At 65.2% G+C, this 24,002-nt stretch carries 23 protein-coding genes and 1 tRNA gene; 14 read left to right on the plus strand and 10 right to left on the minus strand.

Annotated elements, in window-relative coordinates; genetic code table 11:
- Nucleotides 1-19: 19 nt before the first annotated feature.
- Nucleotides 20-105 (minus strand) — tRNA-Leu (locus ACWETB_RS20305).
- A 38-nt stretch (nt 106-143) separates the two neighbouring features.
- Here ACWETB_RS20305 and ACWETB_RS20310 point away from each other — a divergent pair.
- From ACWETB_RS20310 to pknB, 8 genes are all read left to right on the plus strand, one after another.
- Complete coding sequence (locus ACWETB_RS20310; protein ID WP_452213238.1) at nt 144-392, plus strand: hypothetical protein; 249 nt, start codon at nt 144-146, stop codon at nt 390-392.
- A 52-nt stretch (nt 393-444) separates the two neighbouring features.
- Entirely contained in the window at nt 445-1,710 is a 1,266-nt protein-coding gene (locus tag ACWETB_RS20315) for an FhaA domain-containing protein (RefSeq protein WP_449743339.1), read from the plus strand.
- A gap of 232 nt (nt 1,711-1,942) precedes the next feature.
- The gene (locus ACWETB_RS20320) at nt 1,943-2,407 is read left to right on the plus strand and encodes an FHA domain-containing protein FhaB/FipA (protein ID WP_449743340.1); all 465 of its coding nucleotides are present in this window, start codon (nt 1,943-1,945) and stop codon (nt 2,405-2,407) included.
- On the plus strand, nt 2,404-3,942 hold the full coding sequence (locus tag ACWETB_RS20325; RefSeq protein WP_452213240.1) for a PP2C family protein-serine/threonine phosphatase: 1,539 nt from the start codon (nt 2,404-2,406) through the stop codon (nt 3,940-3,942). The genes ACWETB_RS20320 and ACWETB_RS20325 overlap by 4 nt, the downstream gene beginning before the upstream one ends.
- A complete protein-coding gene (locus ACWETB_RS20330) occupies nt 3,939-5,369 on the plus strand; it encodes an FtsW/RodA/SpoVE family cell cycle protein (RefSeq protein ID WP_449743342.1) in 1,431 nt (476 codons plus the stop codon). Before ACWETB_RS20325 ends, ACWETB_RS20330 begins: the two co-directional genes overlap by 4 nt.
- Nucleotides 5,366-6,847 (plus strand): peptidoglycan D,D-transpeptidase FtsI family protein, encoded by a 1,482-nt coding sequence (locus ACWETB_RS20335; protein ID WP_449743343.1) that lies wholly within the window; start codon nt 5,366-5,368, stop codon nt 6,845-6,847. Before ACWETB_RS20330 ends, ACWETB_RS20335 begins: the two co-directional genes overlap by 4 nt.
- Nucleotides 6,844-8,205, plus strand: a complete 1,362-nt coding sequence (locus ACWETB_RS20340; protein ID WP_452213243.1) for a protein kinase domain-containing protein — start codon at nt 6,844-6,846, stop codon at nt 8,203-8,205. The genes ACWETB_RS20335 and ACWETB_RS20340 overlap by 4 nt, the downstream gene beginning before the upstream one ends.
- Nucleotides 8,206-8,209: 4 nt before the next feature.
- Nucleotides 8,210-10,120 carry a Stk1 family PASTA domain-containing Ser/Thr kinase gene (gene pknB, locus ACWETB_RS20345; RefSeq protein ID WP_452213245.1) on the plus strand — a complete coding sequence of 637 codons (1,911 nt, stop codon included), beginning with the start codon at nt 8,210-8,212 and terminating at the stop codon, nt 10,118-10,120.
- Between the two features lie 20 nt (nt 10,121-10,140).
- On the opposite strand, the gene ACWETB_RS20350 is transcribed toward pknB, so the two are convergent.
- Complete coding sequence (locus ACWETB_RS20350) at nt 10,141-10,866, minus strand: aminodeoxychorismate/anthranilate synthase component II (RefSeq protein WP_452213247.1); 726 nt, start codon at nt 10,864-10,866, stop codon at nt 10,141-10,143.
- Between the two features lie 119 nt (nt 10,867-10,985).
- Here ACWETB_RS20350 and crgA point away from each other — a divergent pair, with 119 nt between their 5' ends.
- Both crgA and ACWETB_RS20360 read left to right on the plus strand, forming a co-directional pair.
- Nucleotides 10,986-11,276: a cell division protein CrgA gene (crgA, locus tag ACWETB_RS20355; RefSeq protein WP_348805407.1), complete on the plus strand. Its 291-nt coding sequence runs from the start codon at nt 10,986-10,988 to the stop codon at nt 11,274-11,276.
- Nucleotides 11,277-11,382: 106 nt separating this feature from the next.
- Nucleotides 11,383-11,850 (plus strand): PH domain-containing protein, encoded by a 468-nt coding sequence (locus tag ACWETB_RS20360; RefSeq protein WP_449743347.1) that lies wholly within the window; start codon nt 11,383-11,385, stop codon nt 11,848-11,850.
- A 19-nt stretch (nt 11,851-11,869) separates the two neighbouring features.
- Here the strand turns inward: ACWETB_RS20360 and ACWETB_RS20365 are convergent, their stop codons facing one another.
- Together ACWETB_RS20365 and ACWETB_RS20370 are read right to left on the minus strand one after the other, a co-directional pair.
- Entirely contained in the window at nt 11,870-12,793 is a 924-nt protein-coding gene (locus tag ACWETB_RS20365) for a rhomboid family intramembrane serine protease (protein WP_449743476.1), read from the minus strand.
- A complete protein-coding gene (locus ACWETB_RS20370) occupies nt 12,790-13,311 on the minus strand; it encodes a peptidylprolyl isomerase (protein ID WP_348805410.1) in 522 nt (173 codons plus the stop codon). The genes ACWETB_RS20365 and ACWETB_RS20370 overlap by 4 nt, the downstream gene beginning before the upstream one ends.
- Before the next feature lie 74 nt (nt 13,312-13,385).
- On the opposite strand from ACWETB_RS20370, the gene ACWETB_RS20375 reads away from it, so the two are divergent.
- From ACWETB_RS20375 to ACWETB_RS20385, 3 genes are all read left to right on the plus strand, one after another.
- A complete protein-coding gene (locus ACWETB_RS20375) occupies nt 13,386-13,628 on the plus strand; it encodes a hypothetical protein (RefSeq protein WP_452213250.1) in 243 nt (80 codons plus the stop codon).
- A 798-nt stretch (nt 13,629-14,426) separates the two neighbouring features.
- The gene (locus tag ACWETB_RS20380) at nt 14,427-15,056 is read left to right on the plus strand and encodes a DUF4190 domain-containing protein (protein WP_452213252.1); all 630 of its coding nucleotides are present in this window, start codon (nt 14,427-14,429) and stop codon (nt 15,054-15,056) included.
- Nucleotides 15,057-15,240: 184 nt separating this feature from the next.
- Nucleotides 15,241-15,951 (plus strand): cutinase family protein, encoded by a 711-nt coding sequence (locus ACWETB_RS20385; protein ID WP_449743477.1) that lies wholly within the window; start codon nt 15,241-15,243, stop codon nt 15,949-15,951.
- A gap of 475 nt (nt 15,952-16,426) precedes the next feature.
- Here the strand turns inward: ACWETB_RS20385 and ACWETB_RS20390 are convergent, their stop codons facing one another.
- The 6 genes from ACWETB_RS20390 to ACWETB_RS20415 are packed head-to-tail and all read right to left on the minus strand — an operon-like array spanning nt 16,427 to nt 22,552.
- Nucleotides 16,427-17,731: a nucleotide-binding domain-containing protein gene (locus ACWETB_RS20390; protein WP_452213254.1), complete on the minus strand. Its 1,305-nt coding sequence runs from the start codon at nt 17,729-17,731 to the stop codon at nt 16,427-16,429.
- The gene (locus ACWETB_RS20395; RefSeq protein ID WP_452213256.1) at nt 17,728-18,414 is read right to left on the minus strand and encodes an SLATT domain-containing protein; all 687 of its coding nucleotides are present in this window, start codon (nt 18,412-18,414) and stop codon (nt 17,728-17,730) included. The genes ACWETB_RS20390 and ACWETB_RS20395 overlap by 4 nt, the downstream gene beginning before the upstream one ends.
- Nucleotides 18,395-18,826 (minus strand): DUF6262 family protein, encoded by a 432-nt coding sequence (locus ACWETB_RS20400; RefSeq protein ID WP_083859128.1) that lies wholly within the window; start codon nt 18,824-18,826, stop codon nt 18,395-18,397. The genes ACWETB_RS20395 and ACWETB_RS20400 overlap by 20 nt, the downstream gene beginning before the upstream one ends.
- A complete protein-coding gene (locus tag ACWETB_RS20405) occupies nt 18,823-20,823 on the minus strand; it encodes a tyrosine-type recombinase/integrase (protein ID WP_452213258.1) in 2,001 nt (666 codons plus the stop codon). Before ACWETB_RS20405 ends, ACWETB_RS20400 begins: the two co-directional genes overlap by 4 nt.
- Nucleotides 20,820-21,908, minus strand: coding sequence for a tyrosine-type recombinase/integrase (locus ACWETB_RS20410; protein ID WP_452213260.1), 1,089 nt, complete (start codon nt 21,906-21,908; stop codon nt 20,820-20,822). Before ACWETB_RS20410 ends, ACWETB_RS20405 begins: the two co-directional genes overlap by 4 nt.
- A gap of 11 nt (nt 21,909-21,919) precedes the next feature.
- Nucleotides 21,920-22,552, minus strand: coding sequence for a hypothetical protein (locus ACWETB_RS20415; RefSeq protein ID WP_005180051.1), 633 nt, complete (start codon nt 22,550-22,552; stop codon nt 21,920-21,922).
- A gap of 314 nt (nt 22,553-22,866) precedes the next feature.
- Between ACWETB_RS20415 and ACWETB_RS20420 the strand changes: the two genes are divergently transcribed.
- On the plus strand, nt 22,867-23,976 hold the full coding sequence (locus tag ACWETB_RS20420; protein ID WP_005180052.1) for an XRE family transcriptional regulator: 1,110 nt from the start codon (nt 22,867-22,869) through the stop codon (nt 23,974-23,976).
- Nucleotides 23,977-24,002 lie beyond the last annotated feature (26 nt).

Below are 24,002 nucleotides of genomic sequence, written 5' to 3' on the forward strand. Positions count from 1 at the left end.
ACTGTTGTGAACTGCTCCGTGGTGGGCGAAGGGGGACTTGAACCCCCACGTCCCGAAGGACACTGGCACCTGAAGCCAGCGCGTCTGCCATTCCGCCACTCGCCCGTGACCGCCGATTTCTCGACTGGCATGACCGGTGATCGTTGGGTTCGATCAACGGCCTGGAGAACGATAGCACGCACCCCACCCTGAAAGAAAAATCGTTCCGCCCGACCCAAATCCCGCGGATTGTCATTCGAGCGGAGGGCATGTCGGGGGTGGACGTCAAAGTGCTGGTCAGGGATCATTTCCAGGACCCGGGGCAGACATCCGGTGCCGTGGTGCGCGTGATGCGGGCGGTACTGCAGTTGCTTGATGACAGCCCTGGCCGTCAGTATCGGTATCATCCATGAAGGCCATACGCACGGCGACACGCCAGACAACAGCCGCGAAGGGAGGTCGACGGTGGGGATATTGCAACGCTTCGAGCGCAAGCTCGAGGGAGCTGTCGATGATGGCTTCGCACGCGTCTTCGGTGGCGAGGTCGCTCCGCAGGAGATCGAGAACGGCTTGCAGCGCGAAGCCGAGGAGTCATTGGAAGATCTCGGCGGCGGTACCGTTCTCGCCGCCAACAGCTACACCTTGCTGTTCAGTCCGACCGATCACGAGCACATCGCGGCCGAGTACGAACTGAATCGCAAACGTTTCTCCAAGCATCTGGAGAACTACATCAAAGACAACGGGTGGCAGACATACGGTGAGGTGGTCGTCGAGTTCGATCAATCGCCCTCGTTGCATACAGGTATCTTTCGTGCGCGCGGCACGGTCAACCCCGACGCCCGGCCCCGGCCGGCGACGGGAGGCCCCGCCCCACGTCCCCAGTCACAACCGCATCCCGACGGTGCGGCCCGAGAAGTAGGAGCCCCAGAAATGACCCAGAACCCCGGATACGACCAGCGCAGGGGCCCGGATCCGGCCTATGACCAGGGCGGCTACGGCCAGCAGGGCGGGTATGACTACCAGGGCTATGACCAGCAGGGGTACGGCCAACAGGGCGGCTACGACCCGCAGGCCTACGGTCAGCAGGGTTACGACCAGGCCGGCTACGGCCAGCAGCCGGGCCACGCCTCGCAGCCCGGATACGGCTCGCAGCCGGGTTACGGCCAGCAGGGCTATGAGCAGCAGGGCTACGACCAGGCGGGCTATGGCCAGCAGGGCGGCTACGACCAGGGCTACGCGCAGCCTCAGCCGGGTTACGGCCAGGGCTACGAGCAGGGTGGCTACGGCCAGCAGGGCGGCTACGGATACGACCAGCAGGGTTACGGCCAGCAGGGCGGCTACGACCAGGGTTACGCACAGCAGGGGTACGAGCAGGGCGGTTACGGCCAGCAGGGCGGCTACGGATACGACCAGGGCTACGGCCGCCCGGCCGCCGGTTACGCGCCGACCGCGATCACTCTTCTTCTCGAGGACGGCAGCAACCGCACCTTCCAGCTGCGAGAGGGCTCCAACGTCGTCGGCCGCGGACAGGACGCCCAGTTCCGTCTCCCCGACACCGGCGTCTCGCGTCGTCACCTGGAGATCCGTTGGGACGGCAGCACCGCGATGCTGACCGACCTCAACTCCACCAACGGCACCACCGTCAACGACGTCCAGGTCAACAGCTGGGAGCTCGCCGACGGCGATCGCATCCGCGTCGGACACTCCGACATCACCGTGCGTTTCCAGTAGCGGCAATACCCCGGTCGACCTCGGCGATCGTCCACGGCAACCCGCGTTGCCGTCGATCGTTGATATGTAACTGACACATCCGAATGGCCGAAGACCGGGATCCAGCCCATAAGATGCACTCGGGTCCGTTGTGCGGTCCCCTGTCGGCCTGCCCTCGTATCCTGGGGGGCCGATTGCCGATCGGTGACGAAAACGCACAAGTGACGACGAACGCACGGAGGTGGATGACGACATGCAGGGGTTGGTGCTGCAACTGACCCGGCTGGGGTTCTTGATTCTGCTCTGGCTGTTCGTCTACGCCGTGATCCGTACCGTGCGTGCCGACGTCGCGACCGCCTCCGGTTCGCGGATGCCCCGGTTCCGTTCGAGCGGTGACAAGAACAGGGGCAAGCCGACGACCCGCGGGGCGGCGAAGTATCTGGTGGTGACGCAGGGCAACCTCGCCAACACCCGCATTACGTTGGGCGCCCAACCGGTGCTGCTGGGTCGCGCCGACGACTCCACCCTCGTCCTCACCGACGATTACGCCTCAGAACGCCACGCACGCCTGTCCCGTCGGGGGGATGACTGGTATGTCGAAGACCTGGGCTCCACCAACGGCACCTACCTGGACCGGTCCAAGGTGACCACGGCGGTGAAGGTGCCGTTGTCCACGCCGATCCGCATCGGCAAAACCGTGATCGAGCTCCGCCCGTGACACTCGTATTGCGCTATATCGCGCGCAGCGACCAGGGTTTGGTCCGAGCCAACAACGAGGACTCCGCGTACGCGGGGCCGCGCCTGCTCGCCCTCGCCGATGGTATGGGCGGCCACGCCGCGGGCGAGGTGGCCAGCCGACTCGTCATCGAGGCGCTGCGGTCACTCGACGACGACGACGCGAGCAGCGATCTGCTCGGCGCGCTCAATCACGCCACCCAAGTCGGTAACCACGCCATCGCCGCGCAGGTCGAGGAGAAACCCGAACTCGACGGCATGGGCACCACGCTCACCGCAATCCTGTTCGCAGGCAACCGAATTGGCCTCTGCCACATCGGCGACTCGCGCGGCTACCTCTACCGCGACGGGGAACTGACGCAGATCACCCGCGACGACACGTTCGTGCAGACCCTCGTCGACGAGGGGCGCATCACCCCGGAGCAGGCACACACCCATCCGCAGCGCTCGCTGATCATGCGGGCACTGACCGGCGCCGAGGTCGAACCGACCCTGACCGTCCGGGAGGCCCGCGCCGGTGACCGCTACCTGCTGTGCAGCGACGGCTTGTCCGATGTGGTCAGCGAGGAAACCCTCGCCGAGACCCTCGGTTCGATCACCGACTACCGCGAATGCGCCGACCGCCTCATCGAGTTGGCGCTGCGCGGCGGCGGACCCGACAACGTCACCGTCGTCCTCGCCGACATCGTCGACACCGACTACGGCGACTCGCGACCCATCGTCGGCGGCGCCGCCGGGCACGGCGCGGACGCCTATACCCCCGATCCCAAGACCGCTGCCGGCCGGGCCGCGGCCCTGCGCCCGCGCCTCGCGGCGCCGCAGCAGCCGACGATCCTGCCCGACGAGGAACCGGCCGCTCGTCGCGGCCACAAGGGACGCTGGATTGCCGGTGCCGTCGCACTTCTCGTCGTGGCGGCACTGCTCGCCGGCTTCTTCTTCGTCCGCTCGTACCTGCATCGCACGTACTACGTCGGCGAACAGGACGGCAACGTCGTGGTGTTCCAGGGCTCGCCGGATTCCGTGCTGTTCTACACGGTGCAGAATCTCTCGCAGAAGGGCTGCATCGTCGATCCGGCGTCGAAGGACGCGGAGATCACGTTCATTCCCGCCGACAGCACTGACCAGTGCACCGAACTGAAGATCAGCGACCTGCAACCGGCGCCGCAGGGCACCGTGCGTGATCACGGGATCTCCGGCATCTCGCTCGACGACATCCCGGCCAGGACGTCCGAACTGGAACTCAAGGATCCGTGCCCGCCGGCCCCACCGGTCGAGGACAAATCGACGCCGGCACCCGCCACGCCGGGTGCGCCGGAGACCAGTGCTCCGACGACCACCACCCCGCAGCAGGCGACGTTCGCGCCGGCGACGGCCGTTCCGACACCCGCACCCGCGACGACCACACCCGAAGCGTCCCCACCGAACGCATCGTCACCGAGCGAATCGTCACCGGCGACCTCCGCCCCGCCGAGCACGACGCCGAACGAGCCACCGTACTGCCGCCAGGTTGGCGAATGACCCAGACCGCGGCCTCGACGCATGCGCCTGCCAGCCAGCCCGAGCAGTCCGGACGCACCGCCGAACTGGTGTTGCTCCTGTGTGCCATCGGGTTGGTGACGGTGGCGCTGCTCATCGTCCAGAGCGCCCAGGGCGAGTCACTGACCTGGGATATCGCCAAGTACGTCGCCGCGTACGTGGCGCTGTTCGGTGCGGGGCACTTCGTGATCCGGCGCTATGCGCCCTACGCCGATCCGGTGTTCCTGCCGATCGTCGCGGTCCTCAACGGGCTCGGTCTGGTGCTGATCCACCGGCTCGACCTCGGCTCCGGCAACACCGGTGAGTCGATCAATCCGACCACCCGCACCAACAATGCCGACCAGCAGTTGCTGTGGGCGTTCCTGGGGATGATCGCGTTCGCGGCCATCCTGATCCTCATCCGCGATCACCGGACGCTCTCGCGATACGCCTACACCCTCGGCCTCGGTGGCCTGATCTTCCTCGCGATCCCGGCGATCCTGCCGTCGTCGCTGTCGGAGATCAACGGGTCCAAGATCTGGATTCGCACCCCGTTCTTCAACATTCAGCCCGGCGAGTTCTCCAAGATCCTGATCATCATCTTCGCCGCGGCGTTCCTGGTGTCCAAGCGGGATCTGTTCACCACCGCGGGGAAGCACTTCCTGGGCACCGACTTCCCGCGGGCCCGCGACCTCGGGCCCCTGCTGGTGGCGTGGGCACTGGCGATCGCGGTCCTGGCGTTCGAATCGGACCTGGGTACCTCACTGCTGATCTTCACCACGGTCCTGACGATGGTGTACGTCGCCACCGAACGGGTCAGCTGGCTGGTGCTGGGCCTGGGCCTGTTTGCCGTCGGGGCGATCGTCGCCTACAACCTGTTCAGTCACCTGCAGGTACGCGTGGCGGTCTGGCGCGATCCGTTCGCCGACTTCTACGACACCGGCTACCAGATCGGTCAGAGCCTGTTCGGTCTGGCCACCGGCGGACTGTTCGGCACCGGACTCGGATCGGGGCGGCCCAACGCCGTGCCGTTCGCCAACACCGACTTCATCATCTCCACCATCGGTGAAGAACTCGGCCTGTTCGGTCTGGCCGCGATCCTGATGCTGTACCTGATCTTCGTCATGCGCGGCCTGCGCACCGGCGTCGCCGTGCGCGACAGCTTCGGCAAACTGCTGGCCACCGGGCTCTCGTTCACCATCGCCGTTCAGGTCTTCGTTGTGGTCGGCGGCGTCACCAAGCTGATCCCGCTGACGGGTCTGACCACACCGTTCCTGTCCTATGGTGGTTCGTCGTTGCTGGCCAACTACGTCCTCGTCGCCCTGCTCATCCGCGTCTCCAACGCGGCCCGCGAACCCGATCCCACCAAACGGCGCCCCTCGCCGAAATCGGTGGACTCCCTGCCGACGCGGGCGGTGAAGAAGGCGTGAACACACCGATCCGCCGGGTGTCGATGGCCGTCGTCGTGCTCATCGTCATCCTGCTGGCGAATGCCACCTACGTGCAGGTCATCAAGGCCGACTCGCTGCGCAACGACACCCGCAACGACCGTGTGCTACTCGACGAGTACTCCCGGCAGCGCGGTGCGATCATCGCCGGCGGGCAGGTCATCGCCATGTCGCAGGCCACCGACAGCCGCTACAAGTACCTGCGACGCTATCCGCTGAACCCGCGGGCCTTCGCGCCGATCACCGGCTACTACTCGATCCAGTACGGCTCGGCGGGACTCGAGCAGTACGAGAACTCGATCCTGACCGGCAACGACGATCGGCTCTTCGGCCAGCGATTCACCGACATGTTCTCCGGGCGTGACCCGCGAGGCGGCAACGTCGTCACGACCGTCGACCCACGACTGCAACAGGTCGCCTACGACCAGATGAACAGCGGCGCCACCTGCGACGGCCCGTGCCGCGGCGCGGTCGTCGCGCTCGAACCGAGCACCGGCAAGATCCTGGCGATGGTCTCCACCCCCAGCTACGACCCGAATCTGCTGTCCAGCCACGACCAGGCCACTCGCGAGGCCGCCTGGGCGGTCGACACCGGACCCGACAAACGACTGCAGAACCGGGCGACCGACGAGATCTACCCACCCGGGTCGACATTCAAGATCGTGACGACATCGGCGGCGCTTCGTGACGGACGCGACGCCAACACGCAGCTGACCGCGGCGTCCACCTTCCAGCTTCCCGACTCCACCGCATCGCTGCCCAACTACGGGGATGAGACCTGCCCGGGCGGTAGTGGCACCGTCAGCCTGGCCGACGCCGTGAAGTACTCCTGCAACACCGCGTTCGCCGATCTGGTGCTCAACAAGATGGACGACGCGACGGCCAAACTCAAGCAGACCGCGTACCTCTACGGCTTCAACCAGTCCGGACCGAACATCCCGATGCCGGTGGCGCAGTCGTCGACCGGCGAGATCGCCGATCGTGCCGCCTTGGCGCTGTCGTCGATCGGGCAGAAGGACGTGGTGGTGTCGGCGGTGCAGAACGCGATGGTGGCCGCGACGGTGGCCAATGCGGGCGTACGTATGCAGCCATACCTGGTGGACAAGCTGCAGTCGGCCGACCTGCGCACGCTGTACACGACCCCACCGACCAACATCAACTCACCGATCACCCCCGAGCAGGCGGCCAGCCTGACCTCGATGATGGTCGGGGTGGAGAATTCCTCGGGGACGAGCAGCCCCGTGCAGATCGCCTCGAAGACCGGCACCGCCGAGCACGGGGACGCGTCGACCTCGACGCCGTATTCGTGGTATATCGCCTTCGGACCGTCCAACGACGCGAAGATCGCAGTGGCCGTCGTGGTGGAAAATGGGAAGTTCGGTGTGAGTTCGGTCGGTAATACTGTCGCCGGACCCATCGGCCGAGCGGTGATCAATGCGTATGTAGGAGGTGGACGATGACGTTGCAGAACGGCTCCATCATCGCCGACCGCTATCGGCTGATGCGTCTCATCGCCACCGGCGGTATGGGACAGGTCTGGGAAGCGCTCGACACCCGGCTCAATCGCCGGGTCGCGGTCAAGGTGCTCAAGGCGGAGTACTCCGACGATCCCGAGTTCGCCGCGCGGTTCCGCACCGAGGCGCAGACCACCGCCAAGCTGAACAATCCGGGCATCGCGAACGTCTTCGACTACGGCGAGACCGCCGATCGTGGTGGCGGCACCCTGGCGTATCTGGTGATGGAGCTCGTCGACGGTGAGCCGCTCAACGCCGTGATCTCACGGATGGGCCGGCTGTCGGTGACCAACACCCTCGACATGCTCGAGCAGACCGGCCGTGCGCTGCAGGCCGCGCACGGTCAAGGCCTGGTGCACCGCGACGTCAAGCCCGGCAACATCCTCATCACCCCGACCGGTCAGGTGAAGATCACCGACTTCGGTATCGCCAAGGCCGTCGACGCCGCACCGGTGACGCAGACCGGCATGGTGATGGGCACCGCGCAGTACATCTCCCCGGAACAGGCCACCGGCGACGACGCGACCGCGGCGTCGGATGTGTACTCGCTGGGCGTCGTCGGCTACGAGGCCCTGGTGGGTCGTCGACCGTTCCTCGGTGACGGCGCCATCACGGTGGCGATGAAGCACATCCGGGAAACCCCGCCGCCGCTGCCGGAGACGATTCCGGCCAACGTCCGTGAGCTCATCGACATCACGATGTCGAAGGATCCGAAGCAGCGTTACCCCAACGGCGGCGCCTTCGCCGACGCGGTGGCCGCGGTGCGGGCCGGTCATCGTCCGCCACGGCCGGGTGCCGCGGGTGCCGCCGGCGCGGCAGCTGCAGGGGCCGCACTCGGTGCCGGGGCAGCGGCCGCGGCGCGTCCGTCCACCCGCGCGATGAGCGGCAGCGCCACGGCTGCGGCCACACCCACCCAGCCGCCGCGGACCGCAGCCTCCTCGACCTCCGACAGTGGATGGACCACCGGTCAGAAGGTGCTCGCCGGGGTGGCCGCGGCGTTGCTTGTCGGTGCGATCGCGCTGATCGGCTACTACTTCGCCAGCGCCAACGACGACACACCCAGCACGCCGCTGCCGTCGTCGACGACGGTCACCGAGACCACCACCGAGCGGACCACGCAGACCACCGACGAGACGACAGAGGAGACCACCACCCGTCGTCCCACGCGGACCACCACCACCGAAGAGACCACCACCACCGAGGACACCACGACCCCGCCCACCCAGACGCCCGAGACGCCGACGACGACCGACACGGGGGCGGCGACCGGAACCGGCCCGTTCTGTCCGCCGATCTGCTTCTGAGCGCATGATGAGCACCCCACATCACCTCTCCGACCGCTACGAACTGGGCGAGACGCTCGGTTTCGGTGGCATGTCCGAGGTGCACTACGCCCGCGACCTGCTGCTCAACCGGGATGTCGCGATCAAGGTGTTGCGCGCCGATCTGGCCCGCGACCCATCGTTCTATCTGCGGTTCCGCCGAGAGGCGCAGAACGCCGCGAAGCTCAATCACCCGACCATCGTGCAGGTCTTCGACACCGGTGAGGCGGAGACCGAGGACGGTCCGCTGCCGTTCATCGTGATGGAGTACGTCGACGGTGAGACCCTGCGGGATGTGTTGCGCCGCAACGGTCCGGTGGCCCCGCGGCAGGCGATGACGTGGATGGCCGATGTGGCCGCGGCGATGGACTTCTCGCATCGCAACGGCATCGTGCACCGGGACATGAAGCCGGCGAACGTGATGATCGACTCGTCCGGGGCGGTCAAGGTCATGGACTTCGGCATCGCCCGCGCCATCAACGACTCCACCTCGACGATGACGCAGACGAGCGCGGTGATGGGCACCGCGCAGTACCTCTCCCCCGAACAGGCCCGCGGCATCAAGGTGGATCCGCGCAGCGACATCTACTCGATGGGCTGTGTGCTGTTCGAGCTGCTCACCGGCGAGCCGCCGTTCACCGGTGACTCCCCCGTCGCCGTCGCCCACCAGCATGTCCATGAGGACCCGCGGTGGCCGTCGGAGGTGCGCCCGGAGATCCCGCCGGAGCTCGACTCCATCGTCATGAAGGCGATGAGCAAGAACAAGGACAACCGCTACCAGTCGGCGGCGGAACTGCGTTCGGACCTGATCAAGGTGCTCGCCGGCGGGAAGCCGTCGGCGCCGCTGCTGATGAGCGAGGACGACCGCAACTCCCTGCTCGACTCGGGACCTCGGCGGGCCCTGCGCGCCGATTCGGGTCGCGTCCCGGTCGCGGGCAAGCACAGCGCCGACGATCCGCCGTTGCGGCGTCGCTCCCCGTGGCTCATCGGCGGTTCGGTGGCGATGGTGGCGGTTGTCCTACTCGGGCTGCTGCTGTGGTGGGCGCCGTGGGCGTCGGACAGCGCCGCGCAGAAGGTGGCCGTGCCTGCGGTGTCGGGCCTGTCGGCGGCCGATGCGCGTACCGCCCTGGAGCGGGCCGGGTTCACGGTGAACCAGGTCGACGAATCGAGTGAGACCGTGGACGCCGGCAGCGCCACCCGCTCGGTGCCCGGCGCGAACGTGCCGACCGCGGAAGGGTCGACGGTTCAGCTGTTCATCTCCAGCGGACGGCAACGCCAGCGGGTTCCCGACGTGCGCAACAAGACCGAGGCCGAGGCCGTCGCGATGCTCAAGGACGACGGTTTCACCAACGTCCGGGTGGACAAGGTGGATTCGCGGACCATCGCCGAGGGGCGGGTCGTCGACACCAACCCGGCGATCGGCACCGACGCGCCGATCCGGGATCCGCTGGTCGTGCGTGTCAGCACCGGCCCGAAGGAGGTGACCGTTCCCAGCCTGGTCGGCCAGTTCGAGTCGGCCGCCCGCTCCGAACTGGAGCAGCTCGGACTCGAGGTCGTCATCGTGGAAGGCGATTCGGATCTGCCGCAGGGCCAGGTGGTCAACGCCTCACCCACCAGCGGGACGACCGTCGAGCAGGGTTCCACGGTGCAGCTGACCATCTCGCGCGGCAACATGATCGTCGTGCCCAACCTGTCGGGACAGACCGTCGATCAGGCCCGATCCACGCTGCAACGGGCCGGGTGGAACGGGACCCTGACCCAGACGACGCGCAATGTGGCGCTGGGCAGTCCCGACGACGGCAAGGTGCTCTCGCAGAGTCCGGGGAACGGGGCCAAGCTCCTCAAGAACGGTTCGGTCTCCGTCGTGGTGGGACGCGCGAGTCTGCTGCCCGGCTGATCCGGTGATCCCGGCGTTCGTCAGCCGAAGTGCGCGCTGAGCGTGGGCCCGATCGCCTCGGCCATCTCCGCCTCCAGCGCCCGCACCGCGGACTCGTCGATCGTGATGGCGCAGATCGTGAGCCAGTTGGCCAGCATGCGATGACCGCCCTGGGTGAGCACGCTCTCGGGATGGAACTGCACCCCGTGGATCGGCAGCTCGCGATGCTGCAGACCCATCACGATGCCCGACTCCGTGCGTCCGGTGACGACGAGGTCGTCGGGGATGGTCTCGGGAAGCACGGTCAGCGAGTGATAGCGGGTCGCGGTGAACGGATCCGGCAGTCCGCGCAGCACACCGACCTGATCGTGGAAGACCTTCGACGTTTTCCCGTGCAGCAGTTCCGGTGCGCGGTCGACGGTGCCACCGAACGCCGCCCCGATGGCCTGGTGGCCCAGACACACCCCGAGCAGCGGGACCCCGCCGTCGGCGGCCACCCCGACCAGCGGCATCGTCGCACCGGCTCGCTGCGGGGTTCCCGGACCGGGGCTCAACAGCACACCGTCGAAGCCGGCGACCGCGGCGCGCAGTGAATCGTCGGTGAAGGCGCCCTCGTCGTCGGTGAGCCGGGGGTCGTCGTTACGCCACACTGTCGCCTCGACGCCGAGCTGGCCGAGGTACTGCACCAGGTTGTAGACGAAGCTGTCGTAGTTGTCGATGACGAGGATGCGGCCGGTCGACGACGACACAGGTGTTGGGCTGGTCATCTGTGTGAGATTACCCGCCCTCCTTCACCCGTCTCGTGGCACCGACCTGGTGCGATACCGTAGAGGGCAAACGTGTATGTCCTACGACGTACACGTCGCCAGTACAACGCGAGGAAGTCATGCCGAAGTCAAAAGTCCGGAAGAAGACCGATTACACCATCAACCCGGCCAGCCGCACGCCGGTCAAGGTGAAGGTCGGTCCCTCTAGCAGCATCTACGTCGGCGTCATGCTCGGTCTCATGCTGCTCGGGCTGGCCTGGCTGATCGTGTACTACCTCGCGGCGAGCGCCACCACCTACGGCGGCGAGGGCCAGGCCCTGCATTGGATGGCCAACCTCGGTGCGTGGAACTTCCTGATCGGCTTCGCATTGATGGTCGCCGGCCTGTTGATGACCATGCGGTGGCGCTGACACCGGCGTCCGAGAGACCGCATCGGTGCTGGTCACAGCGGTGTTCGCGTTATCCACACTGTGTAAATTACATGTGTGTAAGTCATCCCCACTGTGAGTAAGTCCTGTGGATAACTCTGCCGATTCCTCCACACGTGCGTGGGCGACGCCCATGCCCGCGGTCGCCGCGCTGCTCGTCGGCGGTGCCGCGCTGCTGCTGTGTGCGATCCTCGTCTCCACCGATGCGGCGGGTCGCACGATCATGGCGATCGCCGGGGCGATGCTTCTCGGATTCGGTGCCTACGCGGCCCTGATCCGGCCGCGCCTGTCGGTGACGACCGATCCGTCGCCGACGCTGGCGATCCGGCGGATCGGTGGGGAGATCACCCTGACGCCCGCCGAGGTGATGCGGATCCGGATTCTCTCGATGCGGCGGATCGGTAGGCGCTCGGGCCAACTGGAGATCGATTACGGCCCGGCGGACTCCGAACCCAAGCTGATCGTGTTCAGCCGCTGGGATCTGGGCGCCGACCTGCTCGACGTCGTCGACGCCCTCGCCGACGCGGGCTATCCGGTGGAGGATTCACGACGCTGATGCCGTGTGAACGGCCGTCTCAGCGTACGTAGACCATGATCGGGCCGCTGTAGGTCACGGCGACGATCACGCTGATGGCGATCGCGGAGACCAACAGCAGGGCGGCGCCCGACCAGCCGACGATGTTCGCAGCAGACTCTGATCGACCCGACGCCGGCAGCAGCCTCGGGGCGAAGATGAAGGCGGCCGTCGACGCGGCGCCGAAGATCAGTCCGCCGACGTGGGCGGCCATCGAGATGCCGGGGATGGTGAACGACATGACGAGGTTGATCGCGATGATCGTCAGCACCGGCGCCGGCGATATCCGCAGGCGCAGGACCACCACGAGCATCGCGCCCATCAGGCCGTAGATCGCGCCGGAGGCGCCCGCCGATCGGGTCTCGTTGCCCTGTAGCAGCATCACCGCAGCGCTGCCGCCGAACAGTGCCGTCATGTACACCATGACAAAACGACCTATGCCCAAAGCGATTTCGAGGTCACGTCCCAGGATGTACAGCGACACCATGTTCACCGCGAGGTGAATCAGGCTGTAGTGCAGGAAACCGGCGGTGAGCAGTCTCCAGTACTCGCCGAGGAAGACGTTGCCGCGGACGAGTTCGCCGTGCAGCAGCGGGGCGGAGATCTGCACGTCGAAGGAACCCGCCGCGTACACGGTGTAGGCGAACACCGCGACGTTGATCGCGATCAGGGTGTAGGTGGCGATGGGGCGCCGTGCCGTGCGGACGCGGGCGACGACGGGCCGCACCCCGCGGTCACCGAAGCCGGGCCGCGTCACCTGCTGCGTTCCCTGATCGCGGACGCAGTCGACGCACTGCGCACCGACCGCGGCCGGTCGCAGGCACTCCGGACAGGCCGGCCGCCCGCACCGCGTGCAGGACAACGCGGTGGGGCGGTCGGGATGTCGGTAACAGACCGCCGTCGGACCGGCGGTGGGGATGGTCAGGCGACCTCGATCTTCTCGATGACCACGGCGTCGAGCGGACGATCGGAGCGGTCGGTGGAGGTGGTGGCGATCGCGTCGACCACCTGCTGCGACGCGGGATCGGTGATCTCACCGAAGATGGTGTGCCGACGGTTCAGGTGCGGGGTGGGGCCGACGGTGATGAAGAACTGCGATCCGTTGGTGCCAGGTCCGGCGTTGGCCATCGCCAGCAGGTAGGGGCGGTCGAACTGCAGCTCCGGGTGGAATTCGTCCTTGAAGCGGTACCCCGGTCCACCGCGACCGGTGCCGGTGGGATCGCCGCCCTGGATCATGAAGCCCTCGATGACCCGGTGGAAGACCGAACCGTCGAAGAACGGACCGGAGTTGCCGCCCGATGCGTTGGGCTCGCTGTACTCCTTGGTGCCCTCGGCGAGACCGACGAAGTTGGCAACGGTCTCGGGTGCGTGATTGCCGAACAGGTCGACCTTGATGTCGCCGCGATTGGTGTGAATGATGGCGGTCTGTGTTGATGTGCTCACACACCCATCCAACCAAATCGTGACGACGTGGTGGGCGACTAGCACCGGACGTTTCCACCTGGCACCCTGTGGGCATGTCGAAGAAGTACGTGTTGTTGCTCGTCGGGGCGGCGGTGGCCGCGGTGTCCACCACCGTCGGCGCGGTCATTCTCCTCCGACGCAGTCGCACCGAGATCCCGCCGGTGTCGGCAACCGTGCCCCGGGTGGAGGACTTCGCCCGTGACGACGCCGTGGACTCCGTGGCGCCCGACGCCGGCGCCCAGACGCCCGATATCTCGACCGACGGTCCGGCCAACGGTTCGGCCGAGGCGTCCTGAGGGTAATTTGGACCGGTGAGTTCCGACGACAGCCGCCCTCCGGGCGAGCCTCGCCCCGATGGCGCCTCGAGCGATGATGCGCCGGGCGGATCGTCGACGTCGTCGACATCCGGCTCCGGTGGATCCACCGGCGGCTGGTCGGTGCCCGGATCCGGTGACACCCCGACTCAGTCCCCGACGCGGACGCCGAGTGCCGGCCCGGCGTCGAGCGAATCGTCACCATCAATCCCCCGGCCGAGTACCGGTGGCGCGACCACCCCAGACGAGGGCACCGGCGCGGCGTCCGCACCGTGGGAACGCCCGCCCACCGCGCCGCTGAGCGGCTCCAATCCCTCGCTGCGGGTTCCGCGGCCGAGCGCGCCGCCCGGTCCGGTACCGCCGAGTGCTCCCGAAAACGTTTCCTCTCCGCGTGGTCGGCCCGCGCCGGGTGCTCCTTCGCCCGGTACTCCTGCACCGCCGACCGCGCCCGGGTCGTCGAACCCACGGTTGCCGGTGGCCGATGCCGGTGTCCCACCCCGCCCCGATCGGATGTCCTCCACGGGCCAGGGACCACGACCCCCACAATCGTTGGGCGGCACCGATTCTGGGCCTCGTCCGGCGCCGATGTCCACCACCGGTCAGGGACCACGACCGGGGGTGCCGTCGACGACGGGGCCGGGACCACGACCGGGCCCCGGGGTGCCGTTGACCACCGGTCAGGGACCACGACCGGACGGACCCTCGACCACCGGCCAAGGCCCACGACCGGGGTGGCGTGGTGGCCCGCCGCCCGGCGCACGCCCCGGTACGGGCACACGGATGCCGCCGCCACCCGGACGGCGACCACCGCCCGGCGCACCGATCCCGCCCGGCGCACGTCGGCCCGGCCCTCCGCCCGGTGTTGTCGGCCCGCAGCGCCCGCCGGGTGTCCCCGTCGGCGAGCCGTCGGAAACCCAGAAGGCGACCGACGCGCCGAACAATCTCGCAGAGAACAACCCCACACCGAGCAATCCCGGGAATCCGGCGCTGGCGTACTCGGCTGTCACCGAGAAGAGCCCCGCCGATCCGATCGCCGGGGCGCCCGAGCCGCGGCAGGCCGCGGAGACCACCGCGGCACCGTCACTGTCCAAGGAGTCGCCCGTGTCCGGGCAGGGAACCAGCACGCGCCGTCCCGGCGCGCCCGCACGACCCACCAAGTCGGGGGCAGCACCGAGATCCGGTCCCACTCCGGGGACCAACACCCTCGCCATCTGGGCGATGGTGCTGTCGGTGCTGGGATGTGTGTCGCCGGTCGGGCTGTACCTCGGATACCGTGCACGCGGCCAGATCCGTCGGACTCGTCAGTACGGTGAGGCCTTCGCCCAGGTCGCTATCGTCGTCGGCTGGGCATACATCATCGCAGCTGTCGTCGCCATCATCGCGTATGTCTTGTTGCTCGTCCTTCGTTGAGCAAGCTGCAGTTGATGGTTCAACGATCGTGTCATCCGACCCGACGACAGGCTGCGTGAACTTCCGACCCGCTATCACAGATTTATTTGTGATCCGGCATGTCTGATTGTCCAGAGCTGATGACCTGGGCTATTTCCGTTCATGCCGTCGCGTCGATGATGTGTCCCGTAGCATCGGCTTCATGATCAGACGTCCACTTCTGATTTTGTCCGGCCTGGCCATGGTGGTGGCAGGCGCGCTTCTCGGTCCCGCACCTCAGGCTGCGGCGGCTCCCAACTGTCCCGATGTCGAGGTCGTATTCGCCCGCGGCACCGTTGAAACCGCACCTCCTGTCGGCGTCACCGGCGAATCGTTCGTCGCAGCGCTACGTAGTCAGCTTCCCGGTCAATCGGTGGCTGTCTACGGCGTGAACTATCCGGCAGGCAGCAACTTCAACAATCGCGTCGCCTTCGTCGAAGGTGTGGTGAAGGGTGTCAACGACACCCAGCGGCGCGTCAACTACCTGGCTTCGGCCTGTCCGTCCACGGACATCGTCGTCGGCGGGTACTCACAGGGCGGGGTCGTCGCGACCTACGCCCTGGGGAACAAGATCCAACTCGAACCCCGGTATCAGCAGTACGAGGACCAGGTGCCGCCGGCGTTGAGTCCCGACGTCGCGTCGCACGTGAAGGCCGTCGTGCTGTTCGCTCCGCCGTCGGAGCAATGGATTCGGCAGGTCGGTGCCCCACCGATGAATGTCGGTCCGCTCTACGCGCGCAAGACGAAGAGTTACTGCATCGCCGGTGACGTCGTCTGTGACGGTGCGCCCGTGGGTCAACCCAACGGGCTGCACGTGCTGTACGCGGTCAACGGCATGACCGTTGACGCTGCACGGTACGTCACCGCGCACCGCTAGACCTCACCTGACCAAACCAGTCCACCCCTCGCCGTCGGCGGGGGGTGGACGTGTCTTACCCTGCGCCATGCGCGGAGGATGGGTGGTGTTGGTGAATGTGGGTGATACAGCAGCTGCGTTGTCGCATACGACCCACATTGAGATCAGGGTGAAGAGATAGACGAAGAGGTGGTGGGTGGTGGAGCCTAGGAGATTCGATATCTCTAGGACTGGAACCGCTGCCGTCCACGTCGCCGACAGGCGTCAAGGGCGTCGGCGGTCGCCTGTGATGGAGCGGTTATCTATAGGTCTTCCACGACGAGTCGAGTAGCCCTGGGCACGACTGGATTTCGGCGCCGTTTTCCTCCTTGCCGGTCACAACCAGAGGAAAGCTTGGTGAGAACGTGTCCACGGTTCGTGTGGAAATCTCACTGCCGGGCCCACTCAACCTCCGCAGGCCTTTGCGGGCCAGGCGCGCACGAGGTGGATGTGCTTATCAGGCTGCGGCGATCTTTGTATTGCTGATCGGCACGTCGATGCGGTCTCTGGCAACGACGATCCCATCCTTTATGACGTAACACTCGACAACGTGCTCGCCCTTGAAGTCCGAGTGCTCGACCCGTTTGTTCTTCCTGGTCGATTTCACTATCTGGCCGCGGATCATGTCGCGCCGTTCGGCCTCGGGCCCGCGATTGAGGACTTTCCACCTCACGTCGAAGGGCTCTCTGACTGAGCAGTCAGTCACCCAGAACCTGAGGCTCTTGTCCGCCCTCAGCAACGCGCCTGTCCGCAGCATCTGCCGCAACCTGGTCGGCCTCCATCCGTCCTGTGTTACCTCGCAGTCAATCGTTACCGACTCCGAGATGTCGACAGGGAACAAGTTCTCGATGAACTCTTCAGTGTCCCGATGCGCCTTCGCTTCCTTGGCGGCGGTCGTCGTCAGAGGCACCGCGGTTCCAAAAACCTCCCGCCACTTTTCGTTGGCTGCTGCCTTGCCTTCCTGCCCAATCGCCTCGAGGCAGCGGTTGTACGCCTTCTTGGCCTTCGGTTGGAATTTGGCTTTGACGTTCACTCGCTGGCGACTTCCCAGAGCGAGGTAGTAGGCCTGCTCGGGCTCGTCCTTGAGGAACGCGAAGAAGTCTCGTGCCATGGTGTCGAAGGTCCCGGTGCCGGCCGAGTCATACTCCTCGGTCTGCGCGAAGAAGTTGTAGACGAGGGTGTCGATGAGCAGGCCGCCCATGTTGACGCCGTTGGCGTTCTTCCACGCGCGGGCCATGCGTGCCAGATGTCGCATGTTGGTCGAGGTGCGGTTGTTGCAGTCCTTCGTCGCGGCAATTTCCTGGCGCGGCTTGGTGACTTTCCAGGTCTCGGATTTAGTGTCTGGGTAGTCGAAGCTCCCGTCGTCGTTTGCGAAGGCGGGCTGCACCTCAAATTTGAATGCGTTGCTGGTGAATTTCACGCGAACCACGCACTGGTCGACGCGGACCTCTGTGTTTGGGTACCGGGCCTTGAGGTCGTCGCGGACCCTTTCGAGCATGCGCCGCGGACCAGTTTCGCTGTTGTAGTCGGGGCGAAGCGCTGGCGGGAGGATGTAGACCATGTCGAGGTCGGATATTCCCTTGATGGCGGTGTGCCGCCCGAATGAGCCCACCATCAGCTTGTAGTCGGTACATGCGTCCTTGGACCTGAAATCCTTGTTGAGTGCTTTGGTGATCTCGTCGCGGCGCGCTGCGATCGCTATCGCAGTGTCGCCTACCTTGAGGTTTGCGAGCAGGGTGTCGAAGATTTCGGATGTCTTCACGATTGGCCTTCGTTGTTGTTGAGCCGGAGTCTTTCTGGGAGGAGCAGGTCGATCTCTCGCGCAGTGAACGTCATCTCCTCGTTGTCCTTGAGTCCCTCTTGCGCCCGCTTGAACGCACCGCTGCCAGTCCGCGGTGCGGACGCGTAGATGTCTCCTGTGGCCTTCTGAAGCTCGTCGCGGCGAGTTCGTGCGTCAGCGTCGGAGATCGCACCTGACATGAGGTCGGCAACGAGCGAGATGTATGACTCTCTGATGTCCCAGAGTTGAGCGGCAACGTCACGGTGAGCGTTGGCCTCCTCTTCGTACTTGAAGGTCTTCGCTCCGAGGCTTGTCCAGCTGACAAGGAGTGCGATGGATGACGTGGTAAGGCTGGTCACCGCTTCGCTGCCGAGCAGTCCGACCACCGAAGCCAAGAACGTGCCGGAGCTGATAGCGGTGAGGGCGATGAGTAGCCCTTGTTGCCACCGGTGTTTGGTGAAGCAGATGTCGGCCTGCTTTTGGCGAGTTTTGTCGCTGTAGACGATACGTCCGTACGCTTCACGCACCTGGGCCAGTAGGTAAGGATCGCAGTCTGGCGTGCGTCGGTTGATGTCTGTCAATCTGCTCCCATCGTCGTCAAGCGTCTCCTGCGCTGCATCCGATGTCGGGTGCATACCTGCGCTGCTAATCATGGCGGTCGCCACCGACAGTTCGGTCCGATGGGGTGTGCATGACGCGGCCTTCAATCAGTCGACTGCGAAGTGTTTGATTTTCCGTGGTGAGTTGTGCGAGTTGTTCTGCCAGTTGGTGGTTTCGAGCATTCGCGGCGGCAAGTTTGGTGCGGAGGGATTCGAGTGTTGCGGGTGACGCTGGCCGTGGCCCCGCAGTCGGGGCGGACATTGTCCTACGGCGGACAATCTCCGCACGCAATTCGGTGTGTTGGTATAAGAAGCTCGTCGAGACTCCTGCTGTCCGGGCAACAGCGACGAAGGTGATGGGCTGGCCGGTGTTGTGCAGCTTGGTGATTGCCCTCTGTGCTCGGGCTTGTGATTCATCGGTTCTCGCAGTGGCCGCGGCACACAGTCGTGCGGTTCTTTCGTCGCGATCTGTAGTCACGTCGTTTCCTGGTTCTGGTTGATCTCGTCGATGAGCTTGGTGACTTTGTCGAGCATGGTCGCGTTGATTGCTGTGACCTCTGTGTCGCCGTGTTCTTCGGCGTCTGCGACAAGGCGTCGCAGTTCGTCGCGGTGGGCGATATGGGCACCAAGGAATACCCGGCCGCCGGGGTCGTGGAATGAGCAGTCCAGGCAGGGGTTCGGGCGGAACTCGCAGCGCTGAGATGAAGGCAGGGTGCAGAATCCGTTGGGTAAGGCTGCGGTGAACTTGGCCCGGAGGCGTTCGACGTGGGCGTCAGCGTCGGGGGCTTCGATGTCCCAGAATTCGCGGGCTTTTCGGGCGAGGGTGTCGTCGGTGATGCGAGCGTATGCGGACGTCATGGTGTCGCTCTGGTGACCGAGAAAGTCTCGGACTTCTTGCTGTGTCCATCCGTTGTTGAGCAGAGTCATTCCAACGGTGTGGCGGAAGCGATGCACATCGCCACCGGAGATCGTCTCGCCGGTGATGGTTGATGTGGTGATGCCGAGTTGGGTGAAGAGGGCCGAAAGCTTATGGCGGAGACCACTTGTCGACCAGGGTTGGGTTCGCCCGGAGGCGGCGCTGGAACGTCCGCCTGGGAAAAGGTGTTCGGCGTCGGGACTGTAGGTGTCGCGGACTCGGGTTTGTTGCTCCCGGATAATCGCGGCAAGCGTGTCAGGGATGGGGATTCGACGCCATGCTCGGGTTTTCGGCATCCAGTACTCGACCCAGTAGCCGGCCTGGGAGTGGTGAAGACAGTCGATGGGGAGGGCGACAAGCTCAGAGATCCGGCATCCAGCCCACCGTGTGGTGGCGATCATTGCCCGCAGGGTCGGGTCGGTATCGGGGTTGTTCACGATCAGTTCGTCGACCCGTTCGATGACGTCGGGTGGGAATGGCCGGGGTTGACGCGTCTTACGGTGAACATTTTCACCGCGCCTCAAATAGACGGCCGACCCGAGGTCGGCGGCAATTCCGCTGTCGTGCAGGGTTTCCAGCAGGTACGCCCCCGTGTTGGCCAGTCGGGGGTCGGCGTTGGTGTCTGACTGGCGCGTCCACGCGAGGTAGTCGAGGAACACCGGCCGCGTTACGTCGGGTGGCTCCGGCACTTGGTCGTTGAGGGTGAGGTAGCAGGCGAGCTGTCTGGCGGCGCGGGCCCAGTGGGTGAGGGTGCCCCATGACAGCGTTGCGGTGGTGAGTTGGCGGCGGGCAAGGTCCTTGACGGCTACCCGGAGCCACGGCACCGAGATAGTGCTCCAGTCGATCGCTGTGTGCGTTGCTCCGGACTGCTCCGCATCGAGGAGGAATTCGAATCCGTCGACCCAGTGCCAGTGATCCTCGGCCCACAGATTCGGGTTGGTCGCGCCGTTGAGTAGGCGGAAGAATCGGCGGATGTAGGGAGCGCAGAGAGTCTCGAAGGAACTGGTGTAGGGCCATTCTTGGCGGCAGAACATCAGCCAGTCGTCAGCATTGCGTTCTGTGAGTGACGCGGTGATCCTGGACTCGGCGGTGGTGATGAGAAGGATGAGAAACCGTCGCAGACTTGCGTTGCAGGTCCAGTCTCCTCGCTGGACCTTCGTGGCGACGACGAAGCGCATCTCGTCGGCCGCGGTGGTGGGGAGCCGTCGAAAATCGACAACCTGCGTCGACGATCGACCGCGGGGTCGCCGGGTGGGTTTGGCGTCAGTCGCGGCCCATTCGGTGAAGTCCGATGGCTGACCTGCACGAAACCACTGGAAATAGTGCGCGTAGCACAGGCCAGAGCGATCTCCGGTTATCGCTGGTCCACCGAGCCAGTAACGCTCTCCATCACAGGGATTGACGGCGCAGGTTTCAATTCCTTGGATTTTTCGCCTGCGGTCTCCCGCTGGTTCGACGACCTGCCACGTCGGTGCGCACCATGGTCCATCGGGTATAGCGAGCGTTCTGCCCACCGATTGTGTTGTGGACGTATCCCGTTTGCGTCCGTTCATCGTCATCGGACGTCATCGTGGGAGGTGGCCGGCCACAGGAGATGTTCAGTCTGTTTCATCTTGTCGGCGAGGTCGTCGCTGGCGATGTGGATGTATACGTCGGCGCTCGCTGCGTGGGACTGACCTAGCCGGGCGGCGATCTCTGGTGCCGTCCACCCGGCCCTCGCGAGGGCGGTAGCGTGGGTGTGTCTGAGCATGTGGGGGTGGAGGTAGTCCAGACCCGCTGCAGCACCAACGGTTTCGATCAGCTGGTATGCGTTGGAATAGGTCATTGGGCCACCGATGGGTGCGCGCGTGAGGTTGACGAACACGTAGTCACTGTCCACGTCGGCGACCTCTCCGAGGAGGTACGCGGCGTAGAGATCGAAGAATCGTCGGGGCGCGTCGACGCTGAACTGTGCTCGCTGTTTCGACAACGCCCCATTCTCGTTGTCCTCTCGCCGGTGTATTCGCACTTGTCGTCGCATCAGATCGAGGTCGCTGTGTCGTAATCCGAGGGCCTGCCCTATTCGGAGTCCAAGGTCGTAGAGAGCCGAGAGGAGCAATCGGTCGCGATCTGTTGAGGCGGCTGCCAGGAGTTTGCCGAAGTCCGACTCGAAATCGATCGTCTTGACTGTCTCTGCTGGCTTGCGGCTGGGCTGCGTCAGTCGTGACACTCCGCTGGGGTTTCGTTGCTCAATGTGTGCGAGGAAGCTGTGAGATCGGCGCGGGAGTCTGGATGGGTTACGTGTCAGGACAAGCTGTTTCGGTCCTCGCCCTTCGACGCGGTGAAACTCGTAGAACTCGCGTACAGCGGCGCTGACGGCCTTGACCGTTCCCTGGGCTCGCCGGTTCCTCTGTGTCTGCAACGGCGGCAAGCCTGCTGTGAGAGCGCCGACGAAGTCGCAGACCGCATCGAATGTGACAGTGTCCCAGTCGATTCCACGTGCTGTCAGCCATCGGTAGTACAGGCTCAGGTGGCGGGCGTAGGAACGCACAGTGTTCTGGGACCGGCCGATCGCCCGCATCCAGTGCAGGAACTGCTCGACCTCAGCAACTGGTAGGCCAACGTCGTCGACAACAGTCCAAGAGGCGGCGCCGTTCACGGTCACAGGCGCCGCCCTCACTGCGCATCCTGGGCATCACCGTCATCGCGTGGTTTGACCGCGATTCCGGTCCGCAGGTCGTCGGCCTGCTGCTGAGCAGGTAGGGGATATGTGGCGGCGCCCTGCTGGCCCGCACCGGTGCCCGGCAGCCACTTCATCCGACGTTTGCGCCAGGTTTGGTACTGAGCCTGCGCTTTGTCCATCGGGACCTCGATGGGCGGCCAGTCTACGCCTGGTGCGCTGATCCAGATGTGGGTGATGTGCGTCTGCATCGGGTCGTAGTCCCACGTGAGCTCACAGTGAGTGGGGTCTCCGACGAGGTCGAGCGTCTCGGAATCCTGCTTGCAGAAGGCTGCGCGCCGGACATTGGTGGGTTGCGTCTCATTGTGGTGGATCGCCAGGTACGCCTTCCCGTTTGCCACCCCGGGCCATACGTAGGGGTCAACCGCGATATGGCGCGGCGGGTGCTTCTTCGGGGTGCCGATCCATGCGGCTGTGCCGGCCGCCGCCATGCCGGCAATGGAGGTACCGCGGATCAGCGCATCCAGCTGGGTTCTGAAGTGTGCGGAATGCCCCTCACACTGCGTGTTCCATTGGTCCACCGCGGCGAGCAGCAGGGCGCCGACGCCGATCGATACCTGACGCAGCACACGCCGCGTCTCCTTCCGAGACATCAACTCTTTCGAGGTTGAATTCTTATCCACCGCACCCGCCTTTCAACTTGAAATCTTGCCCAGAATCTTGCAGACCGTGGTAAGGTTTGGAACGTGCGACACGCCGTGACCAGCGACAATCCAGTCAGTCGAAAGTGCGTGGCTCTTCGTGGCGATATTCGTCACAGAAGCCCCACCCGTTGCAGGGCAAATGCTGTGCCGGAACGTGAAGTCGCAGATCACCCGGTGTTTCTGCGGGGCTTGAGAGCAACACGCGGTTACGGTCTGTGGAACAAGGATGGGGACCGGATGTGGAGGCGATCGTGACGGCACCAGACCCGCATGCACAGGCAAATAGTGTGATGGTGCAGCTCAACAGGCTGTCGTGCGGATGGTCGATGAAGCGGCTGGCAGATGAAGCGGGTGTGTCCTCCTCGCACGTGAGCCGGGTCGAGGCCGGGATACTCCCACTCGCGGGCCAGGCTCTCGATGACTATGCGCACGCCCTGCATTGCCCTGCGGAAGCTCTGTGCGTGCCGTTCTCCCGAACTCCTGCGGAAGGGACGCATTTCAGGGCAAACGCGAGCGCAGCAGAGTGGAAACGTGATCGCGTGTGGGCCCGAGCCAACCTCGTCGCCATGCGTATTGGTCGGCTCGCCGAGCGCGCCGACCTCGACCCCGCACTCTCACTTCCACAGCTCGACCCGACCGACTATGCCGCCGAGGGCGGCGAGATCACTGTCGCGCAGGTGCTGCGGCGACTATGGAGAATCTCCGGACCAATCGCTTCCATCAGCAAGCTCATCGAAGCGGCTGGCGTCTTCATCGTGAAGGAGGACTTCGAGGACCCCGACGTCGATGCGGTGACACTTCGCGCAGGAACGCATCACCCACACGTCATCTACCTGAATGCCGCGCGGCCGGCAGACCGGATGCGCATGACCCTTGCCCACGAACTTGGTCACCTTGTGATGGATGCCATCACGCTGGTGAGTCCCACCGAAACCGAGCGCAGAGCAACGTCGTTCGCATCAGAGTTTCTCGCGCCGATCGACGACATTGGGTTCGATCTCGACCGCGTCTCGATTCGCACCGTGCATGAACTCGACGAACTACGGCTGCGGTGGGGAGTCAGCGAAGCATCACTGGTCGTGCGGGCACATCAGCGCAACGTCCTCTCCGACTACCAATACCGGTCGATGTTCCGGCTACTCAACGAAACTGGCCGCATGTACGGTCCGCGCCTCGGAGTCGCCACCGAGGAACCCACCCTCACACGGCACCTTCTCGAACAACTCTCCGCCGGCGGATACAGCGACGCTGAGCTCGACGACATCACGCTCCTGTCAGCACCTCAACGCGCGGATCTGTTCGACATTCCCAGCAATGGAGCTGCACACCGACACCTGAGCATGGTGTAGCCGGAAACGGTGGCAACCACTGGTTG

This window comes from Gordonia sp. NPDC003950, assembly GCF_053605205.1.

Coding starts and splice junctions, on each gene's coding strand:
- ACWETB_RS20320 (WP_449743340.1), top strand. CDS start 1,943: ATGCAGGGGTTGGTGCTGCAACTGACCCGGCTGGGGTTCTTGATTCTG.
- ACWETB_RS20330 (WP_449743342.1), top strand. CDS start 3,939: ATGACCCAGACCGCGGCCTCGACGCATGCGCCTGCCAGCCAGCCCGAG.
- ACWETB_RS20340 (WP_452213243.1), top strand. CDS start 6,844: ATGACGTTGCAGAACGGCTCCATCATCGCCGACCGCTATCGGCTGATG.
- pknB (WP_452213245.1), top strand. CDS start 8,210: ATGATGAGCACCCCACATCACCTCTCCGACCGCTACGAACTGGGCGAG.
- ACWETB_RS20350 (WP_452213247.1), bottom strand. CDS start 10,866: ATGACCAGCCCAACACCTGTGTCGTCGTCGACCGGCCGCATCCTCGTC.
- crgA (WP_348805407.1), top strand. CDS start 10,986: ATGCCGAAGTCAAAAGTCCGGAAGAAGACCGATTACACCATCAACCCG.
- ACWETB_RS20375 (WP_452213250.1), top strand. CDS start 13,386: ATGTCGAAGAAGTACGTGTTGTTGCTCGTCGGGGCGGCGGTGGCCGCG.
- ACWETB_RS20380 (WP_452213252.1), top strand. CDS start 14,427: ATGCCGCCGCCACCCGGACGGCGACCACCGCCCGGCGCACCGATCCCG.
- ACWETB_RS20405 (WP_452213258.1), bottom strand. CDS start 20,823: ATGACGATGAACGGACGCAAACGGGATACGTCCACAACACAATCGGTG.